The 20,372-nt window shown below is 56.5% G+C and carries 18 protein-coding genes; 6 read left to right on the top strand and 12 right to left on the bottom strand.

Annotation, left to right across the window (positions count from 1 at the left end; genetic code table 11):
- The first annotated feature begins 42 nt into the window (after positions 1 to 42).
- Complete coding sequence (locus Electrica_RS20865) at positions 43 to 1,290, top strand: polysaccharide deacetylase family protein (protein WP_100682659.1); 1,248 nt, start codon at positions 43 to 45, stop codon at positions 1,288 to 1,290.
- Positions 1,291 to 1,591: 301 nt separating this feature from the next.
- On the opposite strand, the gene tnpC is transcribed toward Electrica_RS20865, so the two are convergent.
- Genes tnpC through tnpA form a run of 3 tightly spaced genes read right to left on the bottom strand, consistent with a single transcriptional unit; the run spans position 1,592 to position 4,186 of the window.
- On the bottom strand, positions 1,592 to 3,148 hold the full coding sequence (gene tnpC / locus Electrica_RS20860; RefSeq protein ID WP_141964155.1) for an IS66 family transposase: 1,557 nt from the start codon (positions 3,146 to 3,148) through the stop codon (positions 1,592 to 1,594).
- Positions 3,149 to 3,167: 19 nt separating this feature from the next.
- Entirely contained in the window at positions 3,168 to 3,515 is a 348-nt protein-coding gene (gene tnpB, locus Electrica_RS20855) for an IS66 family insertion sequence element accessory protein TnpB (RefSeq protein ID WP_141964154.1), read from the bottom strand.
- Positions 3,512 to 4,186, bottom strand: a complete 675-nt coding sequence (tnpA, locus tag Electrica_RS20850) for an IS66-like element accessory protein TnpA (protein ID WP_141964153.1) — start codon at positions 4,184 to 4,186, stop codon at positions 3,512 to 3,514. Before tnpA ends, tnpB begins: the two co-directional genes overlap by 4 nt.
- 368 nt (positions 4,187 to 4,554) lie before the next feature.
- On the opposite strand from tnpA, the gene Electrica_RS20845 reads away from it, so the two are divergent.
- Positions 4,555 to 4,758: a tlde1 domain-containing protein gene (locus Electrica_RS20845; RefSeq protein ID WP_077272455.1), complete on the top strand. Its 204-nt coding sequence runs from the start codon at positions 4,555 to 4,557 to the stop codon at positions 4,756 to 4,758.
- Positions 4,758 to 5,000, top strand: coding sequence for a hypothetical protein (locus Electrica_RS20840; protein ID WP_131049255.1), 243 nt, complete (start codon positions 4,758 to 4,760; stop codon positions 4,998 to 5,000). Before Electrica_RS20845 ends, Electrica_RS20840 begins: the two co-directional genes overlap by 1 nt.
- A gap of 59 nt (positions 5,001 to 5,059) precedes the next feature.
- Here Electrica_RS20840 and panD read toward each other — a convergent pair whose 3' ends face one another.
- The 9 genes from panD to thpR all read right to left on the bottom strand — a co-directional run bounded on the left by panD (position 5,060) and on the right by thpR (position 12,222).
- Complete coding sequence (panD, locus tag Electrica_RS20835) at positions 5,060 to 5,440, bottom strand: aspartate 1-decarboxylase (protein ID WP_004858002.1); 381 nt, start codon at positions 5,438 to 5,440, stop codon at positions 5,060 to 5,062.
- Between the two features lie 202 nt (positions 5,441 to 5,642).
- Entirely contained in the window at positions 5,643 to 6,497 is an 855-nt protein-coding gene (gene panC, locus Electrica_RS20830) for a pantoate--beta-alanine ligase (RefSeq protein ID WP_131049256.1), read from the bottom strand.
- Between the two features lie 11 nt (positions 6,498 to 6,508).
- A complete protein-coding gene (panB, locus tag Electrica_RS20825) occupies positions 6,509 to 7,300 on the bottom strand; it encodes a 3-methyl-2-oxobutanoate hydroxymethyltransferase (RefSeq protein WP_131049257.1) in 792 nt (263 codons plus the stop codon).
- 123 nt (positions 7,301 to 7,423) lie between these two features.
- Entirely contained in the window at positions 7,424 to 7,903 is a 480-nt protein-coding gene (gene folK, locus Electrica_RS20820; protein WP_141965308.1) for a 2-amino-4-hydroxy-6-hydroxymethyldihydropteridine diphosphokinase, read from the bottom strand.
- On the bottom strand, positions 7,900 to 9,294 hold the full coding sequence (gene pcnB / locus Electrica_RS20815) for a polynucleotide adenylyltransferase PcnB (RefSeq protein WP_100682519.1): 1,395 nt from the start codon (positions 9,292 to 9,294) through the stop codon (positions 7,900 to 7,902). Before pcnB ends, folK begins: the two co-directional genes overlap by 4 nt.
- 111 nt (positions 9,295 to 9,405) lie before the next feature.
- On the bottom strand, positions 9,406 to 10,287 hold the full coding sequence (gluQRS, locus tag Electrica_RS20810; RefSeq protein ID WP_100682518.1) for a tRNA glutamyl-Q(34) synthetase GluQRS: 882 nt from the start codon (positions 10,285 to 10,287) through the stop codon (positions 9,406 to 9,408).
- Between the two features lie 62 nt (positions 10,288 to 10,349).
- Positions 10,350 to 10,805: an RNA polymerase-binding protein DksA gene (gene dksA, locus Electrica_RS20805; RefSeq protein WP_004858018.1), complete on the bottom strand. Its 456-nt coding sequence runs from the start codon at positions 10,803 to 10,805 to the stop codon at positions 10,350 to 10,352.
- 164 nt (positions 10,806 to 10,969) lie between these two features.
- On the bottom strand, positions 10,970 to 11,686 hold the full coding sequence (gene sfsA / locus Electrica_RS20800) for a DNA/RNA nuclease SfsA (protein ID WP_131049258.1): 717 nt from the start codon (positions 11,684 to 11,686) through the stop codon (positions 10,970 to 10,972).
- Positions 11,686 to 12,222: an RNA 2',3'-cyclic phosphodiesterase gene (gene thpR, locus Electrica_RS20795; RefSeq protein WP_141965307.1), complete on the bottom strand. Its 537-nt coding sequence runs from the start codon at positions 12,220 to 12,222 to the stop codon at positions 11,686 to 11,688. The genes sfsA and thpR overlap by 1 nt, the downstream gene beginning before the upstream one ends.
- A 72-nt stretch (positions 12,223 to 12,294) precedes the next feature.
- Here thpR and hrpB point away from each other — a divergent pair, with 72 nt between their 5' ends.
- The 3 genes from hrpB (at position 12,295) to fhuA (ending at position 20,368) form a co-directional block, all read left to right on the top strand.
- A complete protein-coding gene (gene hrpB / locus Electrica_RS20790; protein ID WP_141965306.1) occupies positions 12,295 to 14,724 on the top strand; it encodes an ATP-dependent helicase HrpB in 2,430 nt (809 codons plus the stop codon).
- 651 nt (positions 14,725 to 15,375) lie between these two features.
- Positions 15,376 to 17,925 (top strand): bifunctional glycosyl transferase/transpeptidase, encoded by a 2,550-nt coding sequence (gene mrcB, locus Electrica_RS20785; RefSeq protein WP_141965305.1) that lies wholly within the window; start codon positions 15,376 to 15,378, stop codon positions 17,923 to 17,925.
- A 229-nt stretch (positions 17,926 to 18,154) separates the two neighbouring features.
- Positions 18,155 to 20,368 carry a ferrichrome porin FhuA gene (fhuA, locus tag Electrica_RS20780; protein WP_141965304.1) on the top strand — a complete coding sequence of 738 codons (2,214 nt, stop codon included), beginning with the start codon at positions 18,155 to 18,157 and terminating at the stop codon, positions 20,366 to 20,368.
- Positions 20,369 to 20,372 lie beyond the last annotated feature (4 nt).

Here is a 20,372-nt window from a genome sequence, read left to right as displayed (position 1 = left end):
TTTGTTACAATGGCGGTTGATTTCTCTAGCGGTCCGACCTGCATGTTTGCCCGAATTTTTGCCCTGCTCCTTTTACTGACATCACTCAGCGCTTCAGCCAGTCTGCTTAGCCAGCAGGGCATGCCCGCCCGCTACATGCAGACGACGGAAGATGCGGTTATCTGGGCGCAGATCGGCAATGACGTGGTGAGCGTGGGGAACATTCGGGCCGGGCAAATTATCGCCGTGGTGCCGACATCCGCCGATTATTATGAATTCAGCTTCGGTTTCGGCACCGGCTTTATCGATAAGGGCCACCTCGAACCGGTGCAGGGCAAGCAGCGGGTTGAAGACAGTCTTGGCGATTTGCATAAACCGCTGAGTAACCAGAATCTGCTTACCTGGAAAGATACGCCGGTGTACGATGCGCCTGCCGTCGGCAGCGCACCGTTTGGCACCCTGGCGAATAATCTGCGCTATCCCATTATCAGCAAGCTGAAAGACCGCCTTAACCAGACCTGGTTTCAAATTCGCCTTGGTAACCGGCTGGCGTGGGTCAGCAGCCTCGACGCGCAGGAAGATCGCGGTATTCCGATGCTGACCTATCATCACATTCTGCGCGATGAAGAGAACACCCGTTTTCGCCACACCTCTACCACGACTTCGGTACGTGCCTTCAGCAACCAGATGACCTGGCTCCGCGATCGGGGCTACACCACGCTGACCATGTATCAGCTGGAAGGCTATCTGCGTAATAAAATCAATCTGCCGGCCCGCTCGGTGGTGATTACCTTTGATGATGGTCTGAAGTCGGTTAACCGCTATGCGTACCCGATTCTGAAGCAGTATGGCTTTCACGCGACGGCATTTATTATCTCATCGCGTATCAAGCGCCACCCGCAGAAGTGGGAGCCGAAATCGCTGCAGTTTATGAGCGTTTCCGAGCTCAAGCAGATTCAGGACGTTTTTGATATACAGTCCCATACGCACTTCCTGCACCGGGTGGATGCGCTACGCCATCCGATTTTGTTGAGTCGCAGCTACCATAATATTCTGTTTGATTTTGAGCATTCACGGCGCGCGCTTTCGCAGTTCAATCCGCATGTGCTCTATCTTTCTTATCCCTTCGGCGGCTATAACGCGACGGCGATCAAGGCGGCGAACGACGCCGGTTTTCATATGGCGGTGACCACGGTGAGAGGGAAGGTGACGCCGGGGGATAACCCGTTCTTACTAAAAAGGCTCTATATTCTGCGGACCGATTCGCTGGAGACGATGTCGCGGTTGATCAGCAATCAGCCGCAGGGATAAAGGATGTCGGTGATACGAAACCGGCCACCCCGCTAATAAATTCCTGACAAGGTTTTCCAGAGAACATCTTATTTATTTTCAGAATTTGTTGTCTGGCATAAAGTCCATTTTTTATTTATGGTTATTTGATTTAATTCGCCCACAATACAGGAAGTTGCGTCATTAACTGCTTTCGGTACCGTACAGGTGTTCTCATGAAGCCAATACAATACGTACTATTATGGTTTGGGCAAGCATTGCTGTTTACAGTTGTGTTTGTCCTGTTATACGTAAGCGCCTCGTGAAGGACGTGGGGTAAAAATTAGTTTACAGAGAGGGTGACGTTCCAGGGCAACAGATCTTTCACGCGGTTGGCAGGCCAGGTATTGATGACACTGATCACGTGGTGCAGCCAGGCCTCCGGCTCGATGCCGTTGAGTTTGCAGCTTCCGAGCAGGCTGTACATCACTGCCGCACTGTCACCACCACTATCAGAGCCGAAGAACATGTAGTTACGCCGTCCCAGCGCCACCACTCGAAGTGCGTTTTCGCACAGATTATTGTCGATCTCCACCCAGCCATTGCGGCAGTATTCGTTCAGTGCATCCCATTGTTTCAGCAGGTATGCGAACGCTTTCGCCGTATCTGAGTGACGCGACAGCGTGCCCATCTGCTGTTGTATCCAGTCGTACAGCGACTGCATCAGCGGAACACTTCTGGCTTTCCTGGCTGTCAGTCGCTCTTCTGCCGGACTACCGCGGATCTCCGATTCGATGGCGTACAGCGCCCCGATACGGTTCAGCGCCTCTGCTGTTACCGCCGTTGGATGGCGAACGTGAACATCGTGGAGCTTGCGTCGGGCATGTGCCATACAGGCCGCTTCGGTTACCCGCCCGCTTTCATAAAGAGCGTTGTAACCCGCGTAGGCATCGGCCTGCAGGATACCACTGTAGTCCGCCAGATGTTGCTGTGGATGGATACCTTTGCGGTCGGGAGAGTAGGAGAACCACACGGCAGCCGGCATGGTTGAGCCGGCGTTACGATCGTCACGAACATAGACCCACAGCCGCCCGGTACGGGTTTTACCCTGACCAGGCTCCAGTACACTCACCGGCGTGTCGTCTGCATGCACTTTACCCGGCATCAGCACATAGTGGTTCAGTTCATCATACAGCGGACGAAGTTGTTCTCCCATAATGTCAACCCAGCGCCCCATCGTATTGCGGCTCAGCTCCACGCCCTGCCGGGCGTAGATTTCCGACTGACGATACAGCGGCAGGTGTTCAGCGAACTTCGCCATGATAATGCGTGCCAGCAGAGCCGGACTGGCGTAACTGCGCTCGATGGGTTTTGGTGGCAGTGGTGCCTGCACGATGCAGTCGCACCGACTGCAGGCCAGTTTTGGGCGGACCGTTTCGATTACCCTGAACGCAGTGTTGATGATATCCAGCTGTTCAGAGATGCTTTCCCCCAGCGGTTTTAGTTTGCCGCTGCAGACCGGGCATTCGGTTTCTGCCGGGGAGATAACCCGCCTGTCACGGGGGAGTGTTACCGGAAGCGCTTTGCGGGCGGGAGTGTCTGATGTTTTTGATCCCGTATCTCCGGCCATTGAGGTGAGTTGCGACTGCGCCTCGCCAAGCCTGTTCTGGAGCTCGGTTATGCGCTTTTCTGCCTGCGCGATCTTCTTTTCTATCTTCTCGCGGTTTTTCTCGCTGCTGCGGCCGAACAACATTCTCTGCAGTTTAGCGACCAGCGCCCTGAGTGAGTCGATCTCGCGGGCATAGCCGGTTATTTCACCGGACAGACGGACGATAACCGCCTGCTGTGCGATCAGCAGGGCCTTCAGTTGCTCGATGTCGTCGGGGAGTGTGTTGTTCATTCCCCTGTTTTATCACGGGTTATATCCGTATACCAGGCCGTTCCGTCCGTTTTGGATGTTGCCACGCGATCCCCTCCAGAAGCATGGACAACTGGGCGGGTGTCAGATGCACTTTCCCGTCGCGGGTCACCGGCCACACGAAGCGGCCCTGCTCGAGGCGTTTGGCGAACAGGCACAACCCGTCACGATCGGCCCACAGTATTTTCACCATTTTGCCACTGCGGCCCCGGAAGACGAAGATATGCCCGGAGAACGGGTCATCTTTCAGCGTATTCTGCACCTTCGAAGCCAGCCCGTTGAAGCCACAACGCATATCTGTGACGCCAGCGATGATCCAGATTCTGGTACCGGTTGGCAGAGTTATCATCGGGCACCGCCTTTCATTTCGCGGATTAGCGCCCGTAACAGTTCCGGAGTGAGAGGGTCAAACAGTTTTACCACACCTGATTTAAGATGCAGCTCGCACCGTGGGACGTTTTCGGGATCGCACTCAGGGCACTCATCAGGCTTGTTACGCCAGAAGGGATTTGTAACTGGTCTGATCGGCTCTGGCGTATCAGTCAGTGCCACCGGGACAGGCATGCATTCCTGTATATCATCATCGCTCAGTAAGCCGTCCTCGTACTGGCTTTTCCATTTAAACAGCAGGTTATCATTGATATCGTGCTCTCTGGCGATCCGGGCAACAACAGCACCGGGTTGTAATGCCTGCTTAGCCAGACTGACCTTAAATTCACGGCTGTAGCTGGCTCGCCGTTCTTTTCGCCATTTTTCCTCGCTGATTTCAGGGCGAGTGGATTCATTTTTTCTGTTGGCATAAAGGATGGCGTCAAGCTGAGCGAATGAGACTGAATCGGGCAATGGCCATGCGATACCGGATGCAATAAAGCGCTGAAAAAGCGTATGTATTGTGGAATGACTGAGACCGAGGCGCTGAGCGATGGCCCGGATGGTCAGTTTATCTTCAAATCTTAAACGCAGGGCATCAGGCAAATAAGAACGGAAGCAGGGAATATCTTTTGTTGTCTGGGAATTCATCGTTCGTGTCCATCAAAATAGATGGGCGCGATTGTTGCCAGACAGGACAATTTTCACAAGACGTCGCAGATGGGGCGCTTACTGTTATACGTGCTGATACCAGAAATAAAGATGTACAGACTGATTACAGAATTAACAGGATTCATGTCCGATTTTACATGGGATAAGTATTATTTTTTGGCTCTTTGTATTGCTTCACTATTCATCGTGGCAATAGTGGTTTATGTAACGGCTGCAATTAAAAGACGTTTAGCCTGACTGTTCTATTATAAATAAACGGTGCCCCGCCTGGGCGGCGCACCGTCAGCGATTGGCTATCAGGCAACCTGCACCGAAATGATTCGCGAGCCACGTTCAGCGGCAATGGCATGATAGACGATCTAACATGGGTGGGAGAAGTACAGAGAGGACATTTCAGACTTCATCCAGCAGGTTATAAGGGGGTTAGTGAAGGTTGTATTACCCTACCTCGACTATCTGATTTTATGTTGTTACGTGCTGCGTTGCTTAATACGCCAACAATACAGGTAACAGCGTCATTAACTGCTTTCGGTACCGTACAGGTGTACTAATGAAACCGATACAATACGCGCTATTATGGATTGGCGAAGCATTATTATATACAGTAGTATTCGTGCTGCTGTTTTTATTTATGCCTGAAGTCAAAACCTACTATCTGATCAGGCGCTATACAGAAGTTATACCTGGTGATATATGGGATAAGTATTACTTTCTGTCGCTTTGTATTGCTTCACTATTCATCGTGGCAATAGTGGTTTATGTAACAGCTGCAATTAAAAGATGTTTATCCTGACTATTCTATTATAAATAAACGGTGCTCCGCCTGGGCGGTGCACCGTCAGCGATTGGCTATCAGGCAACCTGCACCGGAATGGCCTTTGCCTGGCGCTTCATTTCGTTGTCGCCTTCGAAATAGGCCACTTTCGGCTGCCAGCGGCGGGCTTCTTCATCAGGCATGGTGACGAAGCTGGCAATAATCAGAATGTCACCCACGCTGGCGCAGTGTGCGGCAGCGCCGTTCACCGAAATGATTCGCGAGCCACGTTCGGCGGCAATGGCATAGGTGGAGAAGCGGTTGCCATTGGTCACGTTCCAGATGTGGATCGCTTCGTTTTCAAGAATACCGGAGGCATCCAGAAAATCCTGGTCAATGGCGCAGGAACCTTCATAGTGCAGGTCGGCCTGCGTGACTTTTACGCGGTGGAGTTTGCCCTGCAGCATATTACGAATCATGATGTCTACCTTTCTTCCCGTTCTGCTCCAGCGTACAGGGGCTGGCGGGCGAGCGACTTTCCCTGCCGGGGGACCGTAATGCTCTTGCCTGCCGCCGCTCTGCAAGCGGATGAGTCAGGGTCTATACATTAATGATACGAAGCGGACATGACATCCGCTTTGAGTAAATGTCCGGCAATATTGCCAGATTTTTAACCCTTGTCTACTGACCCAGCTCGACGATGTGGTTATCGATCAACCGCGCCTGTCCCAACCATGCGGCCATCAGGATCACCGCACGTTGACTGGTTGCCGTCAGCTCCAGCAGCGTATCCGCATCCCGGATCTGGATATCGTCGGCGCGGAAGCCTTTCTCGTTCAGCTCCTGCCCGGCAAGGGTAATGATTTCATCCAGGTTACGTTCACCGGCGGCGAGCTTGTCGGCGACGGCGCTCAGCACTTTATACAGGCCCGGCGCAATTTTACGCTGCTCTGTGGTGAGGTAGCCGTTGCGCGAGCTCAGCGCTAAACCATCTTTAGCACGAATAATCGGTACGCCGATTATCTCAATATCGTAACCCATGTCGGCAACCATTTTACGAATCAGCGCCAGCTGCTGGAAGTCTTTCTCGCCAAAGCAGGCGACGTCTGGCTGCACCAGGTTAAACAGCTTGCTGACGATGGTCGATACGCCGCGAAAGTGGCCCGGACGACTGGCGCCCTCAAGCATGGTCGACAGCCCCGGCACATCCACACTGGTCTGGTTTTCGGTGCCGTGCGGATAGATCTCTGCCGGCGCGGGGGCGAAAACAAAATCCACCTTACGTTTGTTCAGCTTTTCGCAATCATCCTGCAGGGTACGCGGATAGCGCGACAGGTCGTCAGGACGATCGAACTGCATCGGGTTGACGAAAATAGTGACCACCACGACATCGGCGCTGGCTTTTGCGGTATCCACCAGCTGCATATGACCGTCGTGCAGGTTGCCCATAGTGGGAACCAGCGCGATACGCTTACCTTCCTGGCGCAAACGGCGAATATGCTGGCGCAGCAGCGGCAGGGATTCAATAATCAGCACAACAAGACTCCTTAATGGAAACTGTGTTCTTCGCCCGGATAAACGCCGGACTCCACGTCGACAATATACTGCCGCACTGCGGCGCGCATGTCGCCCGCTTCAGCCAGGAAATTTTTAGCAAATTTAGGGATATGGCCGCCGGTGATCCCGAAAGCGTCATGCATCACGAGGATCTGCCCGTCGGTGACGTTGCCTGCACCAATGCCGATAACCGGAATGGTTAACGCCTCGGTGATACGTTGGGCCAGCTCAACCGGGACGCACTCAAGGACCAGCAGCTGTGCGCCTGCCGCTTCCAGTGCCAGCGCGTCGTCGAACAGCGCCTGCGCCGCATCGCCGCGGCCCTGCACTTTATAGCCGCCAAAAATATTGACCGACTGCGGGGTCAGGCCGAGGTGGCCGCAAACCGGCACCGCGCGTTCCGTCAGCATTTTTACCGTTTCCGCAAGCCAGGCGCCGCCTTCAAGCTTGACCATGTTGGCGCCTGCGCGCATTACGATGGCGGCGTTAGCGAAGGTCTGTTCCGGGGTGGCATAGGCCATAAACGGCAGGTCAGCGAGCAGCAGGCAATGGGGGGCGCCGCGGCGTACTGCCTGGGTGTGATAGGCGATATCTTCCACGGTCACCGGCAAGGTCGAGTCGTGCCCTTGCACCGTCATGCCCAGCGAGTCACCTACCAGCATCACGTTGATCCCTTCATCGGCAAACAGCTTCGCAAAGCTGTAGTCATAGGCGGTGATGGTGGCGAAGCGCTGCTTCTCCTGTTTGCATTTCTGCAGCAGGGCGATAGTGGTCGGTTTCATAACGTTTCCTGATGATGAAAGTCATATTAACCGGCATTCTAACAGCAGCGTTCAGAGGGGCAATGGTTTTAGGCAACCGATAACGACGATCGCCGTAATGGCTAAAAATGGGGAAGGGGGAAACTACCAGATCGCCGGCTTTTCGGCGCCAAGGTTTTCCAGCACCTGACGCAGAGTGGCGCCGTCAGGGAAATGGAGCGTCGGGGCAATCTCATACAGCGGCCACAGCATAAAACCACGGTTTTTCATATCGTAGTGCGGTACCGTCAGGCGCTCGCTGTGAATCACCGCATCACCAAACAGCATGATATCGAGATCCAGCGTGCGGGGGCCCCAGCGTTCGGCTTTGCGTTGGCGACCCTGCTGCAGTTCGATGCGCTGGGTATGATCCAGCAAGGCTTCAGCCTGCAGTTCCGTCTCCAGGGCGACGGCGGCGTTGAGGTAGTCAGGCTGATCCTGCGGCCCCAGCGGCGGCGTGCGGTAAAAAGAGGAGACGGCGACCATCCGGCTGTCCGGGATGGCCGCCAGCGCCGTCAAGGCAGCATTGACCTGCTCCAGAGGAGAAGCCAGATTACTGCCGATCGCGATGTAGACGCGGGTCATGCGCCACCCTGGCGCGGAGCGCGTTTACGCGGGCGGCGATGGCGGCGGCGCGGTATGGGTTCGTCATCAAGCTCGTTAAGCATCTCTTTTTGATCTGGCGGCGCGGCAACCTGGAACTCGCCCCACCATTTGGTCAGACGCTGCAGTTCGCCATTCTTCTCGGCGCCGGCACGCAGCTCCAGCAGATCGTAGGCGGCGCGAAACTTCGGATGTTCCATCAGCTTCCAGGCACGTTTGCCCTGGCGGCGGGACATGCGCAGCTGCAGCTGCCAGATATCGCGGACCAGAGTGGTAATACGCTTCGGAATGGCCAGCGTACGGCAGGCTTCATCCAGCACATCGTTCATCGCCAGGGCGAAAGCGTCGTTGTAGGCCAGACCGCTCTCCTGGGTGATTTTCTGCGCCATTTCCAGCAGCGGATACCAGAACATGACCGCGAACAGGAACGCCGGGTTAACGCGCATATCGTTATGGATGCGGTTATCGGTATTCTTCAGCACCTGGGTAATGATGTGTTCCATCGGGCTATCGCCGCGCTCGGTAAAGTAGCGGGTGATGGTCGGGAACAGCGGCTGGAACAGGTTATATTCGCGCAGCAGCATGTAGGTATCATAGCCATAGCCCGCCTGCAGCAGCTTCAGCACTTCTTCGAACAGACGCGCCGGAGGAACGTCGTGGAGCAGTGCGGCAAGACGCGGAATCGGCTCGGCGGTTTCCGCGCTGATGTTCATATTGAGCTTGGCGGCAAAACGCACAGCGCGCAGCATGCGGACCGGATCTTCGCGGTAGCGGGTTTCCGGATCGCCAATCAGGCGAATCATGCCCTCCTGCAGATCTTTCATGCCGCCGACGTAGTCGCGCACGGTAAAATCGGCCACGCTGTAATACAGGCTGTTAATGGTGAAGTCGCGACGCTGGGCATCTTCTTCGATCGAACCGAAGATGTTGTCGCGCAGCAGCATCCCGTTCTGGCCGCGCTGTGAAGTCACACGGTCGGTGGTGTGCCCTTCATGGTGGCCGCGGAAGGTGGCGACTTCGATGATTTCCGGCCCGAACATCACGTGCGCGAGGCGGAAACGACGGCCCACCAGACGACAGTTGCGGAACAGTTTACGTACCTGATCCGGCGTCGCGCTGGTTGTCACGTCAAAATCTTTCGGTTTTTTACCAAGCAGAAGGTCACGTACGCCACCGCCGACGAGATAGGCTTCATAGCCCGCCTTGTTCAGTCGATAGAGCACCTTGAGGGCATTATCACTGATATCTTTGCGGGAAATTGCATGCTGTTCACGCGGGATAACCGTCATATGCGTTTGTTCAACGGCGGCTTCTGCGTCGCGCTCTTCACGGCTTAGCACCTTACGGCAAAAATTAGCGACTCGGGTAAAAATGTTGCACCTCGTAGTGTCAGACGGACTTCAGATCAAAATATTACTCTAGGCATTTCGGGTTGCAGCCAATGCAGGAGCAACTTGAAAGGCGACGAGAAAAATAGCGGCTAATCATAGCTCAGAGAGAGCCATTTGAGAATGCTGGATTTTTTGCAGGTCCCAGTTGGCTACCGCATTCTTCAGCAGATCCTCAATAGTCAACGCTCGCCATTCCTGCTCAATATCCTGATTAAGAAACATTAACGCCCGCATAATTTCGGGGCGCGGATCGCCCTCCGGCAGCGCCGGGGCGTGGTTTTGTTTGGAGAGTTTATTCCCCTGGGCATTCACTGCCAGCGGCAGATGGACATAATCCGGGGCCTGCCAGCCAAAATGCTGATACAGCGAAATCTGACGCACCGTCGGTTCGATAAGGTCCGCCCCGCGGACGATTTCGCTGACCCCCTGGAAATGATCGTCCACGACCACCGCCAGATTATAGGCGAACAGGCCGTCGCGGCGGTGGATAATGAAATCCTCCCGCGCCAGCGCCTCATCGGCGACGAGGGGGCCGCGCAGACGGTCATCAAACGCGAGGACCGGCCGCGTCTGACGTAAACGCAGGGCGGCGTCATGTGCGCCGAGTCGTAAATCGCGGCAGTGGCCGTCATACACGCCGCCGACGGCGTGTATGCGCGCCCGGGTGCAGGTGCAGTAATAGCAGAGTCCCTGTTCGTGCAGCCAGGCCAGCCGTTCGCGGTAGGCTTCGTGACGCTGCGACTGCCACAGCACTTCGCCGTCCCAGTGCAGGCCGTAGTGCTCTAGCTGGCGCAGAATCGTACTGGCAGCGCCGGGGACTTCACGCGGCGGATCGATATCTTCAATGCGTACGCGCCAGATACCGTTGTGCGCACGGGCCTGAAGATAGCTGCCGAGAGCGGCAATCAAAGAGCCGAAATGAAGTTCGCCGGAAGGTGAGGGGGCAAAGCGGCCAATATAGTGTGAGTCATTCATGAGTGACGAATAAAACATGTAGGCGGGAGAGACTCCCGCCGGAGATACGATAGCGAAGCGAATTAGCCAGCCATCTGCTTTTCGCGAATTTCCGCCAGCGTTTTGCAGTCGATGCACAGGTCAGCGGTCGGACGCGCTTCCAGACGGCGAATGCCAATCTCAACGCCGCAGGATTCGCAGAAGCCGAAATCCTCATCTTCGACTTTCTTCAGCGTTTTCTCGATCTTTTTGATCAGTTTACGTTCGCGGTCGCGGTTACGCAGTTCCAGGCTGAACTCTTCTTCCTGAGCGGCACGGTCTACCGGATCCGGGAAGTTAGCCGCTTCATCCTGCATGTGCGATACGGTGCGATCCACTTCATCCCTGAGTTGATTACGCCATGCTTCAAGAATACGCTTGAAGTGCGCCAGCTGGGCTTCGTTCATATACTCTTCGCCCGGCTTCTCTTGATACGGCTCCACCCCAGCGATGGCGAGAATACTCAGGGACGATGTTTTACGGTTTTGCCCTTCTTGCATGTTGCTTCTCCTTAACACGCACTATCGATCCCCATGTTGGGGGAAAAATCAGGCCGCTATAAATAGCAGATGCTTTTCCGGATAGCAATTATCTAAACGTTACACTTGACAACCCTGTGAAGAAAAGCGTATTTGCGCTCGCGACCCGGACATAATTTAGCCGTTTATTTACCGGGGGTTAACACCGCGGCAATCGGCTTATTCAGAGTCATCATCTCGGTAGAAAGTTCCGCTTTATAAACGAGAATTTCTACCCCCTTGGTTTGCGCCTCAATCAACAGCTGTGCGTATCTGGCATCAATATGATGCGCGGGTGAGAAACAGTCGATCGCCGAATGGAGCACGGCGAACAAGATTACGGCCCGGTCGCCTGCCGCCGCCACGCTCATCAGCTCCCGAAGGTGCTTTTGACCGCGTTCGGTCACAGCATCGGGGAAATAACCGCTGTCATTTTCCGCCAACGTAACCGATTTCACTTCAATATAGCAGTTTTGTCGATCTTCTGCCTGTAACATTATGTCAATGCGACTCTTTTCCTCGCCGTATTTTACTTCACTTTTCAGCGTGTTATAACCAGAAAGTTCGACAATATTCCCCGCAAGTATCGCCTCTTTTGCCAGTATATTCGCGCGTAGTGTATTAACACAAATTATCGCGCCGCGCTGGGTTTGCGTTAATTCCCAGGTATGAGCGTATTTGCGTTTCGGATTATCCGATGTGGAGTACCAGACGGTATCGCCGGGAGTCGCGCAGCCGGTCATCGCGCCGGTATTCGGGCAGTGCAGCGTAAGCTCCCGGCCGTCGGGGGTGACCACATCCGCCAAAAACCGTTTGTAACGCTGAATCAGGGTGGCGGATTGTAAAGGTGGATTGAACTGCATCAGCTTTCCTTGTTAAAGGGGTAACGTTCCAGCGCGGTATAGCGGGTGCGTCCGCGGGAAAAACGGGATTCATAAAGCACAAATTCGCTGACGGCAAAGGTCCAGCTGAAGCCCGGCGGCGGAATGGGCACCGCGTGGCGGGCCTCGCGTAGCAGGGTGATGTGCGGATGAAACGGCTGCGGACTTTGATAGCAGCCGCTGCGTGCCGCCTGGGCGCGCAACAGGCTGGCCAGCTGTAACAGGCCGCGCGGAGGCCGGCGGGTGCCAAGCCACACCACGCGGGAACGCAGCCACTGGCCGGCATCGTCGAGGGTGAGCGTAAATCCGGGCTGGTGGATGCGTCCGGCCAGCGCCGCCAGCGCACGCTGCTTGTCCGCGCTGACTTCGCCAAGAAAGGCCAGCGTCAGGTGCAGGTTATCTGCGGCCACCGGCCGTCCGGCATCTTCCGCAAAGTTCGCCGCGCGCCAGTGAACGATTTGCCGCTGGGCTTCAGCCGGTAGCTCAAGGGCGAAAAACAGCCTTTTCGGCTCGGACATGATAGAGACTCGGTAATGAATTATCAGGATGCTACAATGCTTGCCCGCAAATGTTAACCTCCGGAGCCATTCGTGTCCCAATTGCCGGTTGCCGCCGTCCTCCCTGAACTTCTTTCCGCACTGCAGCAGGCGCCGCAGGTATTGCTCAATGCGCCAACCGGCGCCGGGAAATCGACCTGGCTGCCGCTGCAAATACTCGCCGATGGTCATATCGACGGGCGCATTATCCTGCTGGAGCCGCGGCGATTGGCCGCCCGCAACGTGGCTCAACGCCTGGCGGAGCTGCTGGGCGAGAAACCGGGGGAGACCGTCGGCTACCGGATGCGCGCCGAAACCTGCGTCGGACCAAATACGCGGCTGGAGGTGGTGACTGAAGGCATCCTGACGCGGATGATCCAGCACGATCCCGAACTGAGCGGCGTCGGGCTGGTGATCCTTGATGAATTCCACGAGCGTAGTCTGCAGGCGGATCTGGCGCTGGCGCTATTGCTGGATGTCCAGCAGGGGCTACGGGAGGATCTTAAACTGCTGATTATGTCAGCGACGCTGGATAACGATCGCCTGCAGCGGCTGTTGCCTTCGGCTCCGACCATTTGCTCTGAAGGGCGTGCGTTCCCGGTGGAAAAACGATTTCAGGCGCTTGCCGCGCATCAGCGTTTCGATGAAGCGGTCGCCATCGCTGCTGCGGAACTGCTGCGCCAGGAGCGCGGCTCGCTGCTGCTGTTCCTCCCGGGCGTGGGGGAAATTCAGCGGGTACAGGCGCAGCTGGCCGAACGGGTGGCCGACGATGTGGTGCTGTGTCCGCTGTACGGAGCGTTGCCGCTGAGCGAGCAGCGCAAAGCGATTCTCCCCGCAGCGGCAGGCAAACGTAAGGTGGTGCTGGCGACCAATATCGCCGAGACCAGCTTAACCATCGAAGGCATCCGGCTGGTGGTCGATAGCGCCCAGGAGCGCGTCGCTCGCTTTGACGCCCGTACCGGCTTAACCCGCCTGATGACACAACGCATCAGCCAGGCGTCGATGACCCAACGCGCCGGTCGCGCCGGTCGTCTGGAGCCGGGGATTTGTCTGCATTTGCTTGGCAAAGAGCAGGCGGAACGCGCGGCGGCCCAGAGCGATCCGGAGATACTGCACAGCGATCTCTCCGCGCTGCTGCTGGAGCTTTTACAGTGGGGATGCCCCGATCCGGCGCAGCTGAACTGGCTCGATTTGCCGCCTGAGGCAAACCTGGCCGCGGCGCGGCGCTTGCTGACGGCGCTATCGGCGCTGGAGGGGAACAGACTATCGGCGCGCGGGCGCGAAATGGCCGCCCTGGGTAACGATCCGCGTCTCGCGGCGATGTTGACGGCGGCCACTGATGCGGATGATGCGGCGACCGCGGCGAAACTGGCGGCGATCCTCGAAGAGCCTCCGCGCGGCGCAAGCAGCGATCTCGGCGCGGCGTTTGCCCGCCAGCAGCCGAACTGGCAGCAGCGGGCCCGGCAGCTTCTGAAGCGGCTGGGCAACCGCGATGGTCAGCCCGATGCACAACGCCTGGCGCCGCTGCTGGCCCCGGCATTTGTCGACCGGATCGCCCGTCGCCGCGGTCAGGAAGGGCGCTACCAACTCGCCAACGGGATGGGGGCGATGCTGGACGCCGACGATGCGCTCGGGCGCCACGAATGGCTGATTGCGCCTCTGCTCCTGCAGGGAAGCGCCTCGCCGGACGCGCGGATTCTGCTGGCGCTGCCGCTGGACGTCAATGCGCTGCTGGCGCAGTGTCCCGGGCTGGCGCAATGTTCCGATACCGTCGAATGGGATGAGGCGCAGGGGACGCTGAAGGCCTGGCGACGCACCTGCATTGGTCAACTGGTGTTAAAAACCCAGCCGCTGGCGAAGCCCTCGGAAGAGGAGCTGCATCAGGCGATGCTCAACGGCATTCGCGATAAGGGGCTCGGCGTGCTTAACTGGACGGCGGAAGCCGAACAACTGCGCCTGCGCCTGCACTGCGCGGCACAATGGTTGCCAGAAGAGGCGTGGCCGGCCGTCGATGACGCCTCGCTGTTGGAGTCGCTGGAAGCCTGGCTGCTACCGCAGATGAGCGGGGTGCACTCGCTGCGCGCGCTGAAAGCGTTGGATGTGCGCCAGGCGCTACAAAACTGGCTGCCGTGGTCGTTGCGCCAGACGCTGGACAGCGAACTGCCAACCCACTACACGGTGCCGACCGGGAGCCGGATAGCGATCCGCTACCATGCCGACAATCCGCCCGCGCTGGCGGTACGTATGCAGGAGATGTTTGGCGAAGCCGCCACGCCGACGATAGCCCAGGGCCGGGTCGCGCTGGTGTTGGAGCTGCTGTCGCCTGCGCAGCGTCCGCTGCAGATTACCCGCGACCTCAGCGCTTTCTGGCAGGGGACCTATCGCGAGGTGCAAAAAGAGATGAAGGGGCGTTACCCCAAACACGTCTGGCCGGACGATCCGGCCAATACCGCGCCAACGCGGCGCACCAAAAAGTATTCGTAGCGGACGGGCCGGGAGGCATTATTGAAGACAGTCCTCAAGGGGAATAAAACGGTGTGAAATAAAACACAGGTAGGCTATTTGGTCATTGCTGACGGCGTAGGCAATCAATAAATGGCGCCAGCGGGCGATTAAACTGGCTGCACTCTGCGGCTTCCGGCGTACTGTTGCTCTTCACTTCTTTGCCCGAATATTTCTGGTTACCGGCGGAATATCATATTCATCCAGCGCTGAAGCCGTTGTTTTTTATCGCCGAAGAGGCCCTCAGGCAGACCGCTGAGGCGATGAACGGCGAAGGATATTTTTATGTTATTAAAAAACATAATATTTTCGCTTTTGTTACCTCGTGAGGGAGTAAAATGCTGGTTAAGCCTGTCCCGGTTTAGTGCTATCCTGTGTCACCTGGACTATTTGTGCTATGTCCCAAAATTCTCGTCAGGCGATGCGTGTAACGTGATGATTTATATTATGAATTCTCAACGAGTGCATAAGCGTACATCATGACCGCGCCCTGAGACGCGACGCGCGGTGATACCAGGGTCGTTGTCTGCGGATGGCGACCTCCGGGCGTGAATTTGAGAGATATCTTCTTCCTCTTTCAAGAGGAAGTATTGAGAATCAGGCTTTTACGCCTGAAAGTTGCGGAGAAGAAGCATGGCGGGAGATGACCGCGAGCCTATCGGACGTAAGGGAAAGCCCTCGCGTCCGGCAAAACAAAAGGTGACTCGTCGTCGGGTCCGGGATGAGGACTATGACGATAATTACGACGACGATGATTATGAGGATCAAGAGCCGATGCCGAAGAAAGCAAAAGGCAAAGGTAATAAGCCTCGCCGTAAACGGACCTGGCTATGGCTGCTGTTCAAGATAGGGGTCGTGATTGCGGTGCTGGTTGCCGCTTACGGTGTCTATCTCGATCAGAAAATCCGTAGCCGTATCGACGGCAAGGTTTGGGAGCTTCCGGCGGCGGTTTATGGCCGCATGGTTAACCTCGAACCGGATATGCAGATCAGCAAAAGCGAGATGGTTCGTCTGCTGAATGCTACGCAGTACCGCCAGGTCAGCGCGATGACGCGTCCGGGCGAGTATACCGTGCAGGCCAAAAGCATTGAGATGATCCGTCGTCCGTTTGATTTCCCTGATAGTAAAGAAGGGCAGGTGCGCGCGCGCCTGACCTTTGACGGCGATCACCTGGAGACGATCGAGAATATGGAGAACAACCGCCAGTTCGGTTTCTTCCGTCTCGATCCGCGGCTGATTACCATGCTGCAGTCGGCAAATGGCGAACAGCGTCTGTTTGTCAAGCGCAGCGGCTTCCCGGATCTGCTGGTGGATACGCTTCTGGCGACCGAAGACCGTCACTTCTATGAACACGACGGGATTAGCCTGTACTCGATTGGTCGCGCGGTGCTGGCGAACCTGACGGCCGGGCGCACGGTGCAGGGGGCCAGTACGCTGACCCAGCAACTGGTGAAAAACCTGTTCCTTTCCAGCGAGCGCTCTTACTGGCGTAAAGCGAACGAAGCCTATATGGCGCTGATCGTTGATGCGCGTTACAGCAAGGATCGTATCCTTGAGCTGTATATGAACGAGGTGTACCTCGGTCAGAGCGGCGACAACGAAATTCGCGGTTTCCCGCTGGCGAGCCTTTATTACTTTGGCCGCCCGGTCGAAGAGCTCAGCCTCGATCAGCAGGCGCTGCTGGTCGGGATGGTGAAAGGCGCATCGATTTACAACCCGTGGCGTAATCCGAAGCTGGCGCTGGAAAGACGCAATCTGGTGCTGCGTCTGCTGCAGCAGCAGAACGTGATCGATCAGGAGCTGTATGACATGCTGAGCGCGCGTCCGCTGGGCGTGCAGCCGCGCGGCGGCGTGATCTCGCCACAGCCGGCGTTTATGCAGATGGTTCGTCAGGAACTGCAGGCGAAACTGGGTGATAAGGTGAAAGATCTCTCCGGCGTGAAGATCTTTACGACCTTTGACTCCGTCGCGCAGGATGCGGCGGAAAAAGCGGCGACCGACGGCATTCCGCTGTTGAAGAAACAGCGTAAGCTGCCGGATCTGGAAACCGCGATGGTGGTGGTTGACCGCTTTACCGGTGAAGTGCGGGCGATGGTCGGCGGTGCGGAACCGCAGTTTGCCGGTTACAACCGCGCGATGCAGGCCCGCCGTTCAATCGGTTCTCTGGCGAAGCCAGCGACCTATCTGACGGCGCTGAGCTTGCCGAACCAGTATCGCCTGAACACCTCGATTGCCGATGCGCCGATCACCATCCGTCTGCCAAACGGTCAAACCTGGTCCCCGCAGAACGACGATCGCCGTTTTAGCGGTCAGGTGATGCTGGTGGATGCGTTGACGCGCTCGATGAACGTGCCGACCGTTAACCTCGGGATGGCGCTGGGTCTGCCGGCGATAACCGACACCTGGGTCAAACTGGGGGCGCCGAAAGATCAGCTGCACCCGGTGCCGGCGATGATTCTCGGGGCGCTGAACCTGACGCCGATCGAAGTCGCGCAGGCGTTCCAGACTATCGCCAGCGGCGGTAACCGCGCGACGCTTTCGGCGCTGCGTTCGGTCATCGCCGAAGATGGTACCGTGCTGTATCAGAGCTATCCACAGGCAGAGCGGGTGGTGCCGGCGCAGGCTGCGTACATGACGCTGTGGACCATGCAGCAGGTTGTGCTGCGCGGTACCGGCCGTCAGCTTGGAGCGAAGTATCCGGGTCTGCATCTGGCGGGGAAAACCGGGACCACCAACAATAACGTCGATACCTGGTTTGCCGGGATTGACGGCAGCCAGGTGACCATTACCTGGGTGGGTCGCGATAACAACCAGCCGACGAAACTCTACGGTGCCAGCGGCGCAATGTCTATTTACCAGCGCTATCTGGCTAACCAGACGCCGACGCCGCTGGCGTTGACGGCACCGGAAGACGTGGTGGATATGGGCGTGGACAGCAATGGCAACTTCGTGTGTAGCGGGGGAATGCGTTCGCTTCCGGTCTGGACAACCACCCCGGATGAGCTGTGTCGCCAGGGCGAGCAGATGCAACAGCAGCAGCTGGAGCAACAGCAGCAGAACAATCCGTTCAATCAGTCCGGGCAGCAGCAACCGGCGCAACAGCAACAGCAGCAACAGCCAGCGAAGCAGGAAAAGAGCGATGGCGTAGCTGGCTGGATTAAGGATATGTTCGGCGGTAACTGATCGTCGTCACCAGGCCCCCTGATAGCAGAGTATCAGGGGGCTTTTTTATTTCTGCGCATGACTTAACAGTCACTTATCCCCACAGTAACTGCCTGGTTATTATTTCATCCTTCGGTCTGCCGCATGGGGCATAGCTCTTGCCTTGCATTCTGCATTTCGCCTATCATAGAAATAGTCATAATAATAATTCTCGTTTACGTTATCATTCACTTTCATCAGAGATATCCCCATGGCGCGTCCAAAAACTGCTCAGCCAAATCACTCGCTGCGTAAAATCGCAGTCGTAGTAGCCACGGCGGTTAGCGGCATGTCTGTCTATGCGCAGGCAGCAGTTGAACCGAAGCAAGAAGAAACCATCACCGTTATCGCGGCGCCAGCCCCGCAAGAGAGTGCCTGGGGTCCGGCGCCCACGATCGCTGCGAAACATTCGGCGACGGCGACCAAGACCGATACCCCGATTGAAAAAACACCGCAGTCTGTCTCCGTCGTCACCCGTGCCGAGATGGACATTAAGCAGCCGACTACGGTGAAAGAGGCGCTGTCCTATACGCCGAGCGTGTTCTCCACCCGCGGCAGCTCTACCACCTATGACGTAGTGACCATTCGCGGCTTCACGACTTCCACAACGGTCAATACCAACCAGTATCTGGACGGTATGAAGCTGCAGGGGAACAACTATGCCGAAGTGTCGATGGACCCTTACTTCCTTGAACGCGTGGAAGTGATGCGTGGGCCAACATCGGTACTGTACGGCAACAGCAACCCTGGCGGCATCGTCAGTATGGTGAGCAAGCGTCCGACGACCGAACCGCTGAAAGAAATTCAGTTCAAAATGGGTACCGATAATCTGTGGCAGACCGGTTTTGACTTCAGTGATGCCATCGATGATAACGGCGTATGGTCGTATCGACTGACCGGTTTAGGCCGCAGTCAGGATGCGCAGCAGCAGATGGCGAAATCGACTCGCTACGCGGTCGCGCCCTCCTTCAGCTGGCGTCTGGATGATAAAACCGACTTCACTTTCCTGAGCAACTTCCAGAACGATCCGTATGCCGGTTACTACGGCTGGCTGCCTCGCGAAGGGACCGTGGTGCCGTATTATGACGCCAACGGCAACGCCCATAAACTGCCGACTGATTACAATGAAGGCGAGCCGGATAACAAGATGTCCCGCCGTCAGCAGATGGTCGGCTACAGCTTCTCTCATCAGTTCGATGACACCTTCACGGTGCGTCAGAACCTGCGCTATAGCGACGTGAAGACGCTGTACCGCTCCGTTTACGGTAATGGCTATTCGGCTACGGGCCAAATCAAGCGCGCCTATGTGCGATCTGATGAACATCTCAATACGTTCACCGTTGATACGCAGCTGCAGTCTGACTTTGCCACTGGCGCGGTCAACCATACCTTGCTGACCGGAGTTGATTACTCGCGCATGCGTAATGATATCAATGCCGATTACGGTTCTGCCGATGCCATCAGCATGAACAACCCGCAATACGGTGATGCGAACGTCAATGTGAACTTCCCCTACGCGGTGCTGAACCGCATGGAGCAGACCGGCCTGTATGCCCAGGATCAGATGGAGTGGGACAAATGGGTGATGACGTTGGGCGGCCGCTATGATTACGCCATGGCTTCGACCCTGACGCGCTCTTCTGACGATCTCGCGGAAAACCACGATCAGCAGTTTACCTGGCGTGGTGGTATTAACTATCTGTTTGACAACGGCATCTCTCCGTACTTCAGCTATAGCCAGTCCTTCGAACCGGTTTCCGGCTCTTCCCGCGAAGGCAGGCCGTTCGATCCTTCCCGCGGCGAGCAGTATGAAGCGGGCGTGAAATACGTTCCGAAAGATATGCCGGTGGTGGTGACCGCGGCGGTCTATCAGCTGACCAAAGATAAAAACCTGACGGCTGATCCCAATGATCCGTATGGAATTTATAGCGTTCAAACAGGTGAAATTCGCTCGCGCGGTTTTGAGCTGGAAGCAAAAGCGGCGGTCAATGCCAATATCAATCTGACGGCGGCCTATAGCTATACCGATGCAGAATACACCGAAGACACTGTATTCAAAGGCAAACGCCCGGCGGAAGTACCGCGCAATATGGCATCGCTGTGGGCGGATTATACCTTCCACGAGAACGCGCTGAGCGGTCTGACGGTCGGGGCCGGCGCGCGTTATATCGGCTCGACGGTGAGCTACTACAAAAATGATACGGACTCCGGGAAGAAAAACGACGCCTTCAACGTGGCTGGCTATGCATTGATGGATGCCACGGTGAAATACGATCTGGCGCGTTTTGGTCTGCCAGGCTCGTCAGTGGGGATCAACGTGAACAACCTGTTCGATCGTGAGTACGTATCCAGCTGCTACAGCGAATACGCCTGCTACTGGGGCGCAGGACGTCAGGTTATTGCAACTGCAACCTTCCGCTTCTAATCAC

Origin of the sequence: Klebsiella electrica, assembly GCF_006711645.1 — a bacterium.
Taxonomy (GTDB): domain Bacteria; phylum Pseudomonadota; class Gammaproteobacteria; order Enterobacterales; family Enterobacteriaceae; genus Klebsiella; species Klebsiella electrica.
Note: the sequence above shows the minus strand (reverse complement) of the source record. Positions and strands in the feature narration are given on the sequence as shown.

What these genes read in the sequence shown, in the direction of transcription:
- Electrica_RS20840 (WP_131049255.1), top strand. Translation starts at nt 4,758, where the DNA reads ATGAAACCGATACAATACGCGCTATTATGGATTGGCGAAGCATTATTA.
- sfsA (WP_131049258.1), bottom strand. Translation starts at nt 11,686, where the DNA reads ATGCAGTTCAATCCACCTTTACAATCCGCCACCCTGATTCAGCGTTAC.
- gluQRS (WP_100682518.1), bottom strand. Translation starts at nt 10,287, where the DNA reads ATGAATGACTCACACTATATTGGCCGCTTTGCCCCCTCACCTTCCGGC.
- Electrica_RS20845 (WP_077272455.1), top strand. Translation starts at nt 4,555, where the DNA reads ATGATAGACGATCTAACATGGGTGGGAGAAGTACAGAGAGGACATTTC.
- panD (WP_004858002.1), bottom strand. Translation starts at nt 5,440, where the DNA reads ATGATTCGTAATATGCTGCAGGGCAAACTCCACCGCGTAAAAGTCACG.
- tnpA (WP_141964153.1), bottom strand. Translation starts at nt 4,186, where the DNA reads ATGAATTCCCAGACAACAAAAGATATTCCCTGCTTCCGTTCTTATTTG.
- dksA (WP_004858018.1), bottom strand. Translation starts at nt 10,805, where the DNA reads ATGCAAGAAGGGCAAAACCGTAAAACATCGTCCCTGAGTATTCTCGCC.
- thpR (WP_141965307.1), bottom strand. Translation starts at nt 12,222, where the DNA reads ATGTCCGAGCCGAAAAGGCTGTTTTTCGCCCTTGAGCTACCGGCTGAA.
- folK (WP_141965308.1), bottom strand. Translation starts at nt 7,903, where the DNA reads ATGACCCGCGTCTACATCGCGATCGGCAGTAATCTGGCTTCTCCTCTG.
- Electrica_RS20865 (WP_100682659.1), top strand. Translation starts at nt 43, where the DNA reads ATGTTTGCCCGAATTTTTGCCCTGCTCCTTTTACTGACATCACTCAGC.
- tnpC (WP_141964155.1), bottom strand. Translation starts at nt 3,148, where the DNA reads ATGAACAACACACTCCCCGACGACATCGAGCAACTGAAGGCCCTGCTG.
- mrcB (WP_141965305.1), top strand. Translation starts at nt 15,376, where the DNA reads ATGGCGGGAGATGACCGCGAGCCTATCGGACGTAAGGGAAAGCCCTCG.
- panB (WP_131049257.1), bottom strand. Translation starts at nt 7,300, where the DNA reads ATGAAACCGACCACTATCGCCCTGCTGCAGAAATGCAAACAGGAGAAG.
- fhuA (WP_141965304.1), top strand. Translation starts at nt 18,155, where the DNA reads ATGGCGCGTCCAAAAACTGCTCAGCCAAATCACTCGCTGCGTAAAATC.
- tnpB (WP_141964154.1), bottom strand. Translation starts at nt 3,515, where the DNA reads ATGATAACTCTGCCAACCGGTACCAGAATCTGGATCATCGCTGGCGTC.